General features: G+C 67.6%; 10 protein-coding genes. 4 read left to right on the top strand and 6 right to left on the bottom strand.

Annotation, left to right across the window (positions count from 1 at the left end; all coding sequences use genetic code 11):
• The first annotated feature begins 9 nt into the window (after positions 1-9).
• Positions 10-1,083, top strand: a complete 1,074-nt coding sequence (locus tag ACNQS7_RS25790) for a glycosyltransferase family 4 protein (protein WP_418016146.1) — start codon at positions 10-12, stop codon at positions 1,081-1,083.
• On the opposite strand, the gene ACNQS7_RS25785 is transcribed toward ACNQS7_RS25790, so the two are convergent.
• The 6 genes from ACNQS7_RS25785 to ACNQS7_RS25760 all read right to left on the bottom strand — a co-directional run bounded on the left by ACNQS7_RS25785 (position 1,035) and on the right by ACNQS7_RS25760 (position 10,238).
• Positions 1,035-1,469: a DUF222 domain-containing protein gene (locus ACNQS7_RS25785; protein ID WP_418014767.1), complete on the bottom strand. Its 435-nt coding sequence runs from the start codon at positions 1,467-1,469 to the stop codon at positions 1,035-1,037. The genes ACNQS7_RS25790 and ACNQS7_RS25785 overlap by 49 nt on opposite strands.
• A 134-nt stretch (positions 1,470-1,603) precedes the next feature.
• A complete protein-coding gene (locus tag ACNQS7_RS25780; protein WP_418014766.1) occupies positions 1,604-3,556 on the bottom strand; it encodes an FkbM family methyltransferase in 1,953 nt (650 codons plus the stop codon).
• Positions 3,553-4,998: an O-antigen ligase family protein gene (locus tag ACNQS7_RS25775; RefSeq protein WP_418014765.1), complete on the bottom strand. Its 1,446-nt coding sequence runs from the start codon at positions 4,996-4,998 to the stop codon at positions 3,553-3,555. The genes ACNQS7_RS25780 and ACNQS7_RS25775 overlap by 4 nt, the downstream gene beginning before the upstream one ends.
• A gap of 32 nt (positions 4,999-5,030) precedes the next feature.
• Positions 5,031-6,533, bottom strand: a complete 1,503-nt coding sequence (locus ACNQS7_RS25770) for an AAA family ATPase (RefSeq protein ID WP_418014764.1) — start codon at positions 6,531-6,533, stop codon at positions 5,031-5,033.
• Between the two features lie 135 nt (positions 6,534-6,668).
• Complete coding sequence (locus tag ACNQS7_RS25765) at positions 6,669-8,237, bottom strand: hypothetical protein (RefSeq protein WP_418014763.1); 1,569 nt, start codon at positions 8,235-8,237, stop codon at positions 6,669-6,671.
• A 138-nt stretch (positions 8,238-8,375) separates the two neighbouring features.
• Entirely contained in the window at positions 8,376-10,238 is a 1,863-nt protein-coding gene (locus ACNQS7_RS25760; protein WP_418014762.1) for a putative bifunctional diguanylate cyclase/phosphodiesterase, read from the bottom strand.
• A 262-nt stretch (positions 10,239-10,500) separates the two neighbouring features.
• Between ACNQS7_RS25760 and ACNQS7_RS25755 the strand changes: the two genes are divergently transcribed.
• From ACNQS7_RS25755 to ACNQS7_RS25745, 3 genes are all read left to right on the top strand, one after another.
• Positions 10,501-11,295 carry an FkbM family methyltransferase gene (locus ACNQS7_RS25755; protein WP_418014761.1) on the top strand — a complete coding sequence of 265 codons (795 nt, stop codon included), beginning with the start codon at positions 10,501-10,503 and terminating at the stop codon, positions 11,293-11,295.
• Positions 11,296-11,399: 104 nt separating this feature from the next.
• Complete coding sequence (locus ACNQS7_RS25750; RefSeq protein WP_418014760.1) at positions 11,400-12,596, top strand: NAD(P)/FAD-dependent oxidoreductase; 1,197 nt, start codon at positions 11,400-11,402, stop codon at positions 12,594-12,596.
• Positions 12,593-13,498, top strand: a complete 906-nt coding sequence (locus ACNQS7_RS25745; RefSeq protein WP_418014759.1) for an RNA polymerase sigma-70 factor — start codon at positions 12,593-12,595, stop codon at positions 13,496-13,498. Before ACNQS7_RS25750 ends, ACNQS7_RS25745 begins: the two co-directional genes overlap by 4 nt.
• Positions 13,499-13,539: the final 41 nt, after the last annotated feature.

Here is a 13,539-nt window from a genome sequence, read left to right as displayed (position 1 = left end):
CGGCCTCGGATTCTGTGGCTTTCGCCGTGGCTGCGGCCGCTGGCGCGCGTGCAGGTGGAGGCGCTGCGCCGACACGGTGCCGATGTGCTGCTGGTGACTTCCGACCAGCACCCGGAGTCCGGTGCGGCCCGCGAGTACGAACTCGTCCTGGATCCGCGATTCCGCACCGCGGCAACGTGGCGTCCCAGTTTCGCGGCGTGGCAACGGATTCGCCAGTACCGTCCGGACGTGGTAGTGACGGAACTGGTCCGCGATCCCCGTTGGATCGCGCTGGCGGGGCAGGTCCCGCGAATTCAGCTGGTGCACGACGACCGTCCGCACGACCCTGCCGAGCAGCGGCCGTCCTATGAACTCGCGGTGTTCGATCGTTGGGGCGCGCGCTCGGCGGCCACCGTCACCTACAGCAATTACGTTGCGGCACGCGTCACCACCCGACGCGACGTGGCGGGCATGCCGGTGCACGTGCTGCCGCTCACCAGCGACCTGGACCCGGCCCTCGTCACTGAGCCGGTGGCCCCGCAGCATCGCCGTGATTTCGTCATGATCGGCCGGCTGAATCCCTACAAGAACCTGGATGTGGTGCTGCGGGCCTGGCAGCAGCATATCGGCGGAAACAGCTGGCGTGGCGACAAACTGGTGTTGATCGGCGACGGGTCGATTGACCCGGCACGATTGCCTGCTTACACCGAATGGCGACCCGGTCGCTACCGCTACGCCGACATGCTCGGCACGCTGGCCGCGGCCAAGGGTTCGGTGGCCCATTACCGGCGCGCGTCGCAGAGTGGAGTGCAGGTCCTGTCGATGCAGCTGGGCGTGATGCCCATGGTCTCCGATCAGGGTGGCTTGCCCGAATACCAACCGCCGGAATGTCATCCGGTCGGGGTCGACGACGTTGCCGGTCTGGCAGCCACTTTCGACGAGCTCGCCGATCCGGCCGCGGCGGCCCGCCTCGGCGCCGTTGCGGCGCGGCACTATGAGCAGCGGTTCGCCGTCGACCACGCGGCGCAGCGGCTACTGGACGTGATCAGCGGCGGCTATCCGTCTTCCGCGTCGTCGCCGGTTTCCAGATGCCTTTTCGGGTGATGCATGCAGTTGGTGCGGGGCCGTCCGAACTCTAGGTGTTTGAGTGCGATCCATTCGGTGTGGCCGCCGGTGTTTCGGCGGGTGGTGCAGTGTTGCGCGGCGGCGGTGGCCGCCAAGAGCGGCGTCAGCGGTTCTCCGGTCAGCGCACAGCGGGGTCCGAGTTCGGCGGCATCGGCGACGCGGCGGTCGGCCTCGGTTTTGATGATCCGCAGCCGATCGGCCAGCGCCTGACCCAGGGAGCCGCTGACATTCGCGGCAGTGGCCTGAGTGGCAAGTTGATTGATCAACACGTGTCCGGCCACCGGCAGACGCCGGCACTGCACCTCGAGCTCGCCCAGCGTCGTCAGCAACTCCGGGCAACTCAACGTCGCCGCGGTGAGCTCCAACGGCCTGCGACACCGACCCGCCAAGCGCGCCCAGCGCCTCGGCCCAGTCCTCACGCGTGCTGGAACTCACGCCCCAATTCTATTGCAGGGCAACGATAACTGAGTTCGGCGCCGGCTGCACCGCGCCAAGCGGCTCACTCGCAGAAACCCGCCACCGACTCCGGTGACCGAACCGCCACGAAGTCGTGCACGTAACCCTGCGGCATGGCGAAGGGGTGAAACTCTTCCGAATTCGCCCCCGGGTTCAAATAGGCGATCTGATCACGCTGAACATCGAACTCGGCGATCGGCCGCAACGCCGACTCGGTGACATAGAACAAGTGATAACCGAGTCCCTCGATCTCACCGAACACGTCACTGATCGGCACCGAAAGATGGCGCTGCTCGATCTCGATCAAAATCGCTGGGCGGCAACGCCGGAACATCTCGCTGCCGCCGCGCAGCACCGACATCTCATGGCCTTCCACGTCGATCTTCACGAAGTCGACGTCGATGCCAGGTCCCACCACGTCGTCGAGTCGTACCAGCGGAACCTCAATCCGCCGGACGTCCACCTTCTGCCCGTCGAACCCGTGGGCCAGGCTGCCCTGCGCGGTCACCTGCCGCCGGCGGTGCTCCGGCACCAGCAGTTGCGCGGTGCCGGGCTCGTCGGAAACCGCCGCCTGGCTGAAGTGCACGTGCGCAAACCTGTCAGTGAGCTTGCGCAGCATCGGGGCGTTGGCGGGATGCGGCTCAAAGCTGTAGAGCCGTCCGGACTTTCCGACTCGGCGGGCCAGATGGTAGGTGAACAGGCCCCAGCTCGCACCCACATCGACGACGGTCGCACCGCTGGGAGCGAAGTGATCCGCCACCAACATTGCCAGATCCTGCGTCCGCCGCCGGCGCCAAAGCGCCTCGGTCGCCATCGTCATCGCGGGCCGGCCCAGCAACCGGCCCACGTTGCGTACCGTCACATACCTGGCCGCCCAGTTGGCCGCTTCGCTCCGGCGCAGAACATCTTTCACCGACATTCCGGTACTACCTTCCTCTGTGACAAGGGCGGTCCACAGCTGTGTCAACCGCTGATACCAGCGGTCCAGCCCGAAGTCGCGGGCTCGGCCTCGGGCGGCTGCGCCCATACTGGCTCGCAGGTCGGAGTCTTTGAGCAGTTCGTGCAGCGCATCGGTGATCTGCTCGGGACGGCCCGGCGCTACCACCAACCCGGTCACCCGGTCGGTGATCGCCTCGTCGATGCTCCCCACCAGCGTCGTCACCGGCGCAAGACCGTACGCCATGGCTTCCAGCAACGCCATCGGCAGGCCCTCGTCGTGGCTGGGCAGCACGAAAATGTGTGCATCTCTGAGTAAATCGTCGCGGGCGGCCGGATCCAGCCAGCCCACAACATCAATGGTATCGCCCAGACCGGCCGCGGCGACCGCCGCACGTACCTCGTCCACCTCTCCATCGCCCGCCAGCGTCATCCGCAGCCGGGCCCGCATGTCGTCATCCAGCGCCCCGACGGCTTCGATCAGGTCGTAGGTACCCTTGCGCACTCCCAACCGGCCCAACGAAACCGCATGCACCCGATCGATATTCGCGTGCTCAACCGCAACCGGCGGAATGGGAACCGCATTGTTCAGCACCGCGATTCGCTCGACGGGCACCCGCAGTCTGCCGGCGTACTCCTCAACATGACGGCGGCCGAGCACCAGCCACTGATCGGCCACCAGCACCCGCCGAACCAGTCGCTGCACGGCCGGGCGCAGTCCGTCGAACCAGCCGGCGAAGTCGTAGCTGTGCGCGTGCACCACGGTCGGGACGTTCGCCCGGCGCGCTGCGGCCAGTGGCAGCGCCTTGCGCACCACACTGCCCCCGTGCGCCAGGTGCACGTGCAGCACGTCGACCCGCCGCAGTGCCACCAGCCACGCGGCCCGCATCATCCCCGTCGCACCGACCCAGAGCCGAAACCACAGCGGCCCTTCGATATACGTCGGCACGGTGATGACGCAGGCGTCGGGGTGGGCGGCCATCAAGGTGATCACGGTGGCCATGCCGCCACGGCTGGCCGCCTGCGCGGGCGCCGGACCCACCACCAGTACCCGCGTCACCGGGGCTCCCCGGCAAGCACCGGTTCGGCCGGGGCAGGTTCCAAGATGTCGACGCTCTCCTCAGCGCGCCGTCCCCGCATCGCGAATGCCATCGCCCCGCCCAGCGTGATGCCGAGCGTCATCGCGTTGGTCGGTTCCTCCGGCAGCGGGTCGATGATGCACATCACCATCAGACCGGTGCTGACGGCCGCACTGATCTTGGCCGGCACAGACGCGCTGCGCAGCGCGCGCACCAGTGGCGTCAGCGCGAATACCGCGAAACCGGCCATCCCCACGGCGCCTGACTTGGCCAGCCACCACAGGTAGAAGTTGTGCGCGTAGGTGGTGCCCAGCGACTGGGTGAACTCGTTGGGATCGTCACCGCCGAAGGGCAACTGGTAGGCGTAGCCGAGCCCGTGCCCGAACAGCGGTGCCTGAGCGATCGCTTCGTTCAGATGGCGGTCTTCCTCGAATCTGGCCAGCGTGGACGGATCCTGCGTGAGCGCCGCACCGGATGACCTGCCGAGCACCCGGTGACTGAACCCGGTGATCTGATTGGCCAACCACACCCCGGCCGACGAATCGCCCAGCAGGAAGAGCGCACCCGGGATCGTCACCGCCAGAATGCCCGCAGCGGTCACCGCCAACCGGGCCGCCCGCCGCACCGATGACCAGCCCATGCTTGCGAAGAACGCGACGACGGCCGCCACCCCGATCGAGATCAGGGTGTTGCGGGTGAACGCCAGCACCGCCACCACCAGGGCTGGCGGACCCAGCAGCAGGTAGGTGGCCGGCTTCACCCGGCCGAGGATCTGCGCGGCGACCAACGCGGTCAGCACGGCGATGGCCGGAATCAGGGCTGACGTGATGATCCGGTTCGCATCGTCTCCGGTGTCCATCTGCAGGCTCTCGGTCCGGCCGGCCAGCCGAATGCCGCCGGAGGAACCCAGGACGGCCATCCCGGCCGAGAACCACAGCGTGAACGCTACGGCGTGCATCGACAACATCAGGTAGTCGCCGTACACCACCACGAGCGCGAGCACGAAACCGGCGAGCATCTCCAACAGAAACGTCGTTTCCCGCACCACGATCGCGGTGCTGTGTCCCATCGAGAAGCCAACCGCGGCAGAGTAAATCACGAAGAGCCCGAACATCCCCGGCAGCAGATAATCGGACATGCGCAGCCGCACCACCGGCAGCACGAAGCAGATCGCCAGCACCAGCACCACATGGGAGGCGTAAATCGACACGGGACCGATCACTTTGCCCACGTGCAGTCCCTGCGGCAGCGCGGCACACCCCAGAAACAGCGCCAGCCCGATCATGAGTTCCGGCTTGGCCCAGTAGACGATCAGGAAGAACGTCAGACCGACCAACAGGATGCCCTGGGTGGTGTTGCGGACGGACAGCGCGCCGTAAACGAAGCACCCGAACAGGAAGAGCGCCAGCATGATTGCGGCCATCGCCAGGCGATGACGACTCCGCAGATAGCGGATCACGCCGGTCCACTGATCTTGGCGCGATACGTCTTCGTGGCAGCCCTGGTGTGCCGGGCTATCCGGGCGTCGGTCAGCACGGTCCCCACCACGTTGGCCCCGGCGGCACGGAGCGCGGTCAACGCATCCGCGAGTTCGTCCTCGGTGGTGCGTCCGGCCCGAATCACCAGCACCGTGGCGTCGACGGCGCCACCGAGCAGACCGGAGTCGGCACTGGCCAGCATCGGCGGTCCGTCGACGACGGTGCGCTCGAAAGTCTTTGCCACGTCCTGAAGTACCTTGTCCAGCACCTCGGGAAGGAAGGCGCTGGTCGGCAGGGTCTCTTTGCGGATCGACCGGGCCGCAAGGACGAACAGCTTGGGGATCGAGGTCGGTTTGGTGGCTTCGGTGGCGATCTCCGGATTGGACAGGGCGTTCGACAGGCCCTCTCCCGATTCGACTTTCAGCAGTCCGGCGATCACCGGACGGCGGGTGTCCCCCTCGATCAGCAGGACGTCCTCACCCAGTTCGGCGAAGGCCCGGGACAGGTTGATCGCGGTCGTCGTCGTGCCTTCACCACCGAACGGAGCCGTCAACAGCACCCGGTTGGCTCCCGGCCCCATCGCCCGCAACAGCCGGGCACGCAAGCCGCGCACGGCGTCGTCGAACGAGATGTCGGTGCCGAATCGCGGTGCGTTGCCGCGGTGCCCGGGCAGCTCGGCCAGCGTCGGCAGGCCCGACAAACTTTCCGCCTTCGCGCGGTCGCGCACCGTGCGGTCGGCGGCCTCCCGGGTCAGCGCCACGCCGGTGCCCAGCAGCAGGCCCGCCACCAGACCCATCGCCATATTGCGCACCGGCACCGGCTTGACCGGCTTGTCGGGTGCCCCGGGTTGCTCGACGACGGTCGCCCTGGCCACCGGCAGCTGGGTGGCGGGAGCGGGTGTCTGGGCCGGGTCCGTCGGTGTCGCCGTCGCCACCGGTGTCTCGCTGGGTTGGGTGGTCGGTTGCTCGCCGTCCGCGACCGGAGCTGCCGACACGGGCGTGGTGGGCGGCGTGGTGGTGGCAGGTGCGCCGGTCGGCTTCGGGGTGCCCCCGAGTGAGCCGACCATCAGGGTGAACTCGTCGGCCACCGCCTTCGCCAGGGTCGCTGCGCGCTGTGGATCGGTGTCGGTGACCGTGATGGTGAACAACGTGGTCTTCGGCGTGAACGCCACCTTGGTCTGGCTGGCCAGCTGGTCGGCGCTGACCGGCAGGTGAAACTGGGTGACGGCCTTCTCGGCCACGGCGTGGCCGCCGGCTATCGCGGCATACGACGACAGCCGCTCCTGGGCCGCCTGAGTTCCCTGGTAGACCTGCATGAGGTCGGTTTCACCGGAGAACGAGATCAGCACCGTCGCCGACGATTCGTAGCTCTTGGTCTGGAACGCCGTGATCGCTGCCGCGCCGGCCAGGCACGCGAGGACGGCACCCAGGAAGAGCTTCCAGTGCAGCAGGAGGGTCCGGACGAACGTTCGGAAATCCATCTAATGCCTCTCTGGCGCTACCGCGCGATCACCTCACCGAGCGAGGAGCACACTTGTCCCCCGTTAGTAATTTACCTACTTTTGGTACGGTAAACAAACTGTGACCAGTCTATCGGTATGGCCGGTCCGCCCGCATCACGTCTTCGGGCTGCCCGCCAGCACGTCACGGGGCACGTCCAGCGTGGCGATCGGATAGAACCCGGAGTCGTCACGGCCGTCCCGGGCCAACTGCATCGGCGGGTAGTTCACCGCGTGCGAGCCGTTCGGCTTGTGCTGTTGCCACTCGACCGCGGCGCGCAGCGTGTAGTGCCCCGGCGCCAGACCCTTCAAGTCGATGTGGACGCTCTCGGTGGCCGACGCGGGCGGCGGTTGGTCGATGCTGCGGTCGCCGGACGAATCCGGGACCAGGCCCTTCAGGTCGATGGTGGCAGGCAGCGTTCGAACCGTCTGCCCGGCGAAGTCGACCAGCCGGTAGCCCGGCACCCACTTCTCGGTGGCCGCCGCGGCGCCGTAGTTGGTCCAGGAGACCGAGATGGACGCCACCTTGTCCTGCACTGATTGCGACCCGGACCGTGCCTCGACCGAGTAGCGGTAGCCGGCGACGGCATTGGCCTGTGCCCACAGCACGTACAGCTTGGGGTCCATCGGTGACGTCGCGTCCTGGTCGGGGAAGTTGACGCTCGACGTCATCGAGACGTGGTACCGGATGACGTCGTGCAGTCCCTTGTCGTAGTAGGCCTGCGGCGTGGTCCCGTCGGGCAGCTGACACCACTCGGTGATCACCGGCGCCTTGCCCAAGCGATCCTTCAGGGCGCCGATTAGCGGGTCGGAGGTCTGGACGTAGTGCCCGGACTCGGCCCAGACGGGCAGCGGCGCGTAGACGCCGAGACAATCCGAACGGATGCCGACCGGAGCGGCGAGCTTCCTGGTGACGTCGTCGGCCAGCAGTTCGCGCATGATCTCGGGATTGTTCGGAGTGGCCACCAACTGTGTGTGCGGAAAGGCGTTGACGTTGGCGGCGACCAGCTGCTGGATCGACGCCTTGGTGATGTTCTGGTCGCGGAACTGGCTGTAATAACCCAGCGCCGCCTCACTCTGGTCGGGGCTCGGGCCCGGTGCGTTCAGCGAGTCACGCAGATAGGCGACGTGATTCTCGCTGAAGTCTCCGTAGCCGGAGAACTCGAAGACACTGAGCCGCTCGTCGTTGTCATAGCGGCGGCCCAGCGCGGCCAGCAGTTGCCCGAAGTCACCAAGATAGGTCGGGTCGTTGAAGTTCGGCACCACTTGCACCGGGCCGTTCCCGGTAGCGGGATAGCTGGTGCTGGTGCCGGCCCTGGCCCGCTCCCAATCCGGGATCTCGATGTTCGTGTTGTCCGGATAGCTCGCGTTACAGCACGAGTTGTACGACTGCACCCGCAGCGTCAGTCGCATCCGGCGCTCGGCGAGCTTGTTCAGCGCGTCGTCGATGACGCTGAAGTCGAACCTGCGGTCATCGGGTGCGTCCGGGGGGAGCGTGGCCGGATCGGTCGGCTGCAACTGCCGCCAGGTGACCCGCAGGCTGGCGTCGTAGGACGCCGGCCAGGCCGGGTAACGCTGCTGGGCTGGCTCACCCTGCGGGAAGAGCGGTTCGAGCAGGTCTTCGTACTGACCGCGCAGCGGATTGGAGATCTCCTGCGCGGCAGGCGGGATCGCCGGACTCGCCATGGCGGCCAACGGGCCGGGGTCGGTGTGCGGACGGCTGCAGGCGTTGATCAGCAGCGCCGTGCCGGCGACAAGGACAGTTACGCAGGCGACAGCGACAAGTGTGATTTTCCTAATTGTTCGAACCAATCTCTGCGTGAGCTAGATCGCGCCGAGCGTCAGCGCCTCACGGTCGGCGAGGAACGGCATCGGCATCCAGCGAGCGGCCAGCAACGCCTCCATGGCGTTGCCCGGAACGGGGCGGGACAACAAGAATCCCTGCGCCCGGTGACACCCATGTTGCATCAAAGTCAGTGCGGCGGCCGGGGTCTCGACCCCCTCGGCCACCAGTTGCAGGCCGAAGGCCTCGGCCAGGCCGATGATGGCGCGCACGATCGCCAGGTCACCGGCGTTGGTGCCCAGGTCGCGAACGAACCCGGTGTCGATCTTGAGCATGTCGACCGGAAGTGACTTCAGGTGCGACAGCACCGCATAACCGGTGCCGAAGTCGTCGATGGCGATCTGCACCCCGACCTCTTTGAGCTCCGAAAGCGTCTTGCGGGTGGCTTCGATGTCGTGCACCACCGCGCGCTCGGTGATCTCGAGGCAGACCGAGCCGCCATCGATCCCGAACTCCTCGATGGTGTCGGCGACGCTGCGGACGAAACCGCGGGTGATCAGTTGGACGGGCGAGACATTGATGCGCAGCACCGCGCTCTGCCCCACGCCGTTGGACCGCCAGCGGCTGAACTCCGCGCACGCGCTGCGCATCACCCAACGGCCCAGCTCGCCGGCGAGGTTCGTCGACTCGGCGACACCGATGAACGAGTCCGGCAGCAGCAGGCCCCAGATCGGATGCCGCCACCGGACCAGCGCCTCGGCGGCCACGATCGCCCCGGTCCACAAATCCACCTCGGGCAGGTAGTGCAGCAGCAGCGCTTCGCTGTCGATGTCGCCCTGCAAGTGCAGCTCGATGTCGTTGCGGAACGCGCTCTTGAGCGACATGTCGTCGGTGGACAGTGCCACCTGATTTCCACCGGCCCGCTTGGCCGTCAGCACCGCCTCGTCGGCGCGGCGCAACAGGTCGGTGCTGTTGTCCCGGCCCGGCATGCCGACCGCCAGCCCGATGCTGACCGTGCGGGTGATCTGTTGACCGCCGATCGCCAGGCGTTCGCGCAGCATTGTGCCCAGTCGACGCGCGAACGACTCGGCCGCCGCGCTCGACATCGTCTGATCCGGGATGACGACGAACTCGTCACCACCCAGGCGGGCGATCATGCTCTGACTGCCGGCGCACACCCGCAGGCGCTGGGCGAAGACACGGATGAACCAGTCGCCCGCGGTGTGGCCGAGGTAGTCGTTGATGGACTTGAGCCGATCGAGGTCCATGTAGAGCACCGCGACGGGGCCGGGATTGCCGGCCGCCAACCGGTCGGACAGGTGCGCGACCAGCGCCCGGCGGTTGTACAGACCCGTGAGGTCGTCGTGTTCGGCCAGGTACCGCAGCTTTTCTTCGGCGGCGATCCGGGCCTGCAACTGCGCGAACAGCGCCGCGACCGCTTCGAGGGTGTTGATCTCTTCCTGTTTCCATTTGCGCGCGCCGAATTTGACGAAGCCCAGCACGCCGGTGGTCATCTCACCGGACACCAGCGGAGCGGCCGCTACGGACGGCGACGCCGTCTGCTTGGCGCCGCCCACCCAGCGCAACGACCGGTTGCTCTGATCCGGCCGGATCACCACGGGCTTGCGGCCGTGCTCGCACTGGGCGAGCACCGGGTCGGCGCTGGTGAAGTGCACGACGGCCTGGGGGTCGGGATCCGGTACGTCAGCGCGCGGCGGCCATTCGGCCACCAGGACCGAGGCGCGGATGTCGTGGTCGTGGTGCCGTAGGAAGCTGGCATCGACGTCGAACTGCTCCACCAGTTGCGCGAGAACCCGTTCGCTGACCTGCGTCGCGGTGGACGCGGTCGCCTCCATGAGCTGGGTGGCCACGGAGGTGACGACGAGGTCCAAGCTGCGCGGCAACGGGGCCTCCGATGTTGTGCACGTGTTCAACGACTGCGTCAATTATGGGTGACCCACCCGGTCGGCGGACCGTATTCGCGATCGCCGTTTTCGATGCCCGACGATGCGCATCAAAGCGGCCGAATACCCGGACGGCGCAGGTCACGGATGGATTCCTGGTTACCAGAGACTAGCACGCAAGCCCTTCGCACCCCCGTCTGAAAACCAGCTGACCTGCATGGTCGCTTCGGGTCACACCGCGTTTTTCGGCTAGGGTCGGCTGATGTCTGTCGCACGGTCAGCCAAACGGTTGCTCGCGCCGGCGGCCAAGACCGTCGCGCCACATATGTTCTGGAAGCGCAAGTTCAAGATCCTGCAGCGTCTTGGGGAGTCACGTCCCGATGTGGCGCTGGTGGCCTCGCTGTGTGACCCCGAGCGGGTGTCGCTGGATATCGGCGCCGATGTCGGCGAATTCGCGATCGGGATGCTGTCCTCGTCGCGGTCTGTGATCGCGTTCGAGCCCCGTCCCGCACAGGCCCGCGACCTGGCCTTGATGTTCACTGCCGTCGGGGCGCCCGTGCGCATCGAAGCGGTCGCGCTCTCCGACCAGCCGGGCATGACGGCGATGCGGGTGGTGGAATCCGACCCGGGCCGCAGCACGATCGATCACGAGAACGTCCTCGACACCGCGGTCGGCGGTCCGGTCGCGACCATCGAGGTCCCGTTGAAGCGCCTCGACGATCTGCGGCTGGACAACGTCGGCCTGGTCAAGATCGACGTCGAGGGTCATGAGCTGGCCGTTCTTCGCGGCGCCGTGAACACGCTGCGGCGCAACCGGCCGACCGTTGTGGTGGAGGCCGAGGAACGCCATCACGCCAACGCAGTCGCCGACATCACCGCCCTGCTGAGCGGGCTGGGATTCCGTGGCTACTTCTGGCTCGACGACCAGCGCCGGCCGATCGAGGAGTTCGACGCCGCCGCTCACCAGAACCCGGACAACATCGGCGGCGCCGAGGACGACTGGGCGCCGCGCGGCGTGTACGTCAACAACTTCGTCTTCGAACCGGCGGAAGCCTGACGGCCCGACCACACGTGAGACAGCTCACATTTACCGCTCCTCTGTCACGGACGGCCGGCCGACGGTGTCTGAAGGGTGTAACCGACACCGAGAAGGAGACAACGATGTCTGAACAGACGAACTCAAGCCACCGGAAAGCGCACGTCGTCGTGCTAGGCGGCGGGTACGCCGGGACGATGGCGGCCAACCATCTTCGGCTGCGTACCGATGTCGACATCACTCTGGTCAACCCCCGCCCGCACTTCGTCGAGCGGATCCGCCTGCACCAACTGGCCGCCGGCACCGCCACCGCCACCGCCGACTACGGCACGCTGCTGGGCAACGGTGTCCGGCTGGTCGTCGACACCGCCGACCACATTGACGCCGCCGCCCGGCGGGTGCTGCTGGCCTCGGGCGCCACGCTGGACTACGACTACCTGATCTATGCGACCGGCAGCACCGGCGCCGCTCCGGTCGCGGTGCCCGGCGCATCCGAGTACGCGCACGTGCTGTCCGAGCTGGAAGGCGCGCAGAAGCTGCGCTACGCGCTTGCGGATCTGCGCACCGACGCTCCCGTCGTGGTGGTCGGCGCCGGCTTGACCGGCATTGAGGCCGCGGGCGAGTTCGGTGAGCAGGGCCGCGAGGTGACCCTGGTCTGCGGCGGCGTCCTGGGCCCGTCACTGAGCGGCCCCGGCCGGCGTTCGGTGGCCAGGCAGTTGCGCAAACTCGGCGTGAACGTGCTCGAATCCGCCACGGTCACCGAGGTGCGCTGGGATTCAGTGGTGCTCGGTGACGGCACCGTGCTGCCCAGCGCCGTGACGGTGTGGACCGCGGGATTCGGCGTCCCGGACCTGGCCGCGCGCAGCGGGCTGCGCACCGACTCGCTGGGTCGGCTGCTCACCGACGAGACGCTGACCAGCATCAGCGACGAGCGCATCGTCGCCGCCGGTGACGCCGCGGCGCCCTCCAACCAGCCGTTGCGGATGAGCTGCCAGGCGGCCATTCCGCTGGCCGCCCAAGCCGCCAACACGGTGCTGTCCCGCATCGCCGGCACAGCTCCTGCCCTGCTCAACCAGGCGTTCACCGGGCAGTGCATCAGCGTGGGCCGCAGCTTCGGCACCATCCAGCTGGCCCGCACCGACGACACCCCGGTCAACCTGTACATCGGCGGACGCACGGCGGCGGCGATCAAGGAACTGGTCTGCAAGGGCACGGTGTGGGGCCTGCGCAAGGAAGCCGCCAAGCCCGGCTGGTACCGCTGGCTCAAAGGCGGCAACCGGCCCGCGCAGTCGCCCGCTGAGCAGCAGGCCGCGCTGCGGTGAGCAACGGATCGGACAGTGGCGGGCACGCGGAACGCTTCACCCTGCTGCGCCCGCTGCTGTTCACCATCGCCTACGAAATCCTGGGCTCGGCGACCGAGGCCGACGACGTGTTGCAGGACAGCTACCTGCGCTGGGCCGACGTCGACCTGTCGACCGTGCGGGACACCAAGTCCTACCTGGCCCGGCTGGTCACCCGGCAGGCACTCAACGCGCTGCGGGCCCAGGCGCGCCGCCGCGAGGAGTACGTCGGTCCCTGGCTGCCCGAACCGCTGCTCCTCGAGGACCAGGATGCCTCCGCAGATGTGGTGCTGGCCGAGTCGGTGTCCATGGCCATGTTGATCCTGCTCGAGACGCTGACCCCGGACGAGCGGGCGGTGTTCGTGCTGCGCGAGGTCTTCGGATTCGACTACGCCGAGATCGCCGACGCGGTTGGCAAACCCGCGGCGACGGTCCGCCAGGTCGCCCACCGGGCACGCGAACACGTGCACGCGCGGCGCAAGCGGTTCGGCTCGGTCGACATCCGGCGCAATGCGGAGATCACCGCTCAGTTCCTGGCTACCGCCGCCAACGGCGACGTCACTGCGCTGGTCGGCATGCTGGCCCCGGATGCTGTGTGGATGGCCGACGGGGGTGGCAAGGTCAGCGCGGCGCGCAAGCCGGTGGTAGGCGCCGAGAAGGTTGCGAAGGCCATCGTCGGCCTGCTCCGCAAGACCCACGCGCAGTTGCGTGTCGAGACGGTGACCTGCAACAGCGCCCCAGCCGTGGTGCTCTACCTCGCCGGGCGCATGGAGGGGGTGATCACGGTCGAGATCGTGGACGGCAAGATCACCAACTTCTACGCGATGCGCAATCCGGACAAGTTGGTCGCGCTGGGCAACGCCCGGCAGATCAGCCGCGGCTGACCTTCGGCTCGTGCGGGAATCCCCCGTTCTGACAAGCTAGG

Origin of the sequence: Mycobacterium sp. 23 (assembly GCF_048287075.1) — a bacterium.
GTDB classification, from domain to species: domain Bacteria; phylum Actinomycetota; class Actinomycetes; order Mycobacteriales; family Mycobacteriaceae; genus Mycobacterium; species Mycobacterium gordonae_B.
This window is presented reverse-complemented; position numbering and strand designations above follow the sequence as displayed.

Coding starts and splice junctions, on each gene's coding strand:
- ACNQS7_RS25765 (WP_418014763.1), bottom strand. CDS start 8,237: ATGGCGAGTCCGGCGATCCCGCCTGCCGCGCAGGAGATCTCCAATCCG.
- ACNQS7_RS25755 (WP_418014761.1), top strand. CDS start 10,501: ATGTCTGTCGCACGGTCAGCCAAACGGTTGCTCGCGCCGGCGGCCAAG.
- ACNQS7_RS25775 (WP_418014765.1), bottom strand. CDS start 4,998: ATGGCCGCAATCATGCTGGCGCTCTTCCTGTTCGGGTGCTTCGTTTAC.
- ACNQS7_RS25750 (WP_418014760.1), top strand. CDS start 11,400: ATGTCTGAACAGACGAACTCAAGCCACCGGAAAGCGCACGTCGTCGTG.
- ACNQS7_RS25770 (WP_418014764.1), bottom strand. CDS start 6,533: ATGGATTTCCGAACGTTCGTCCGGACCCTCCTGCTGCACTGGAAGCTC.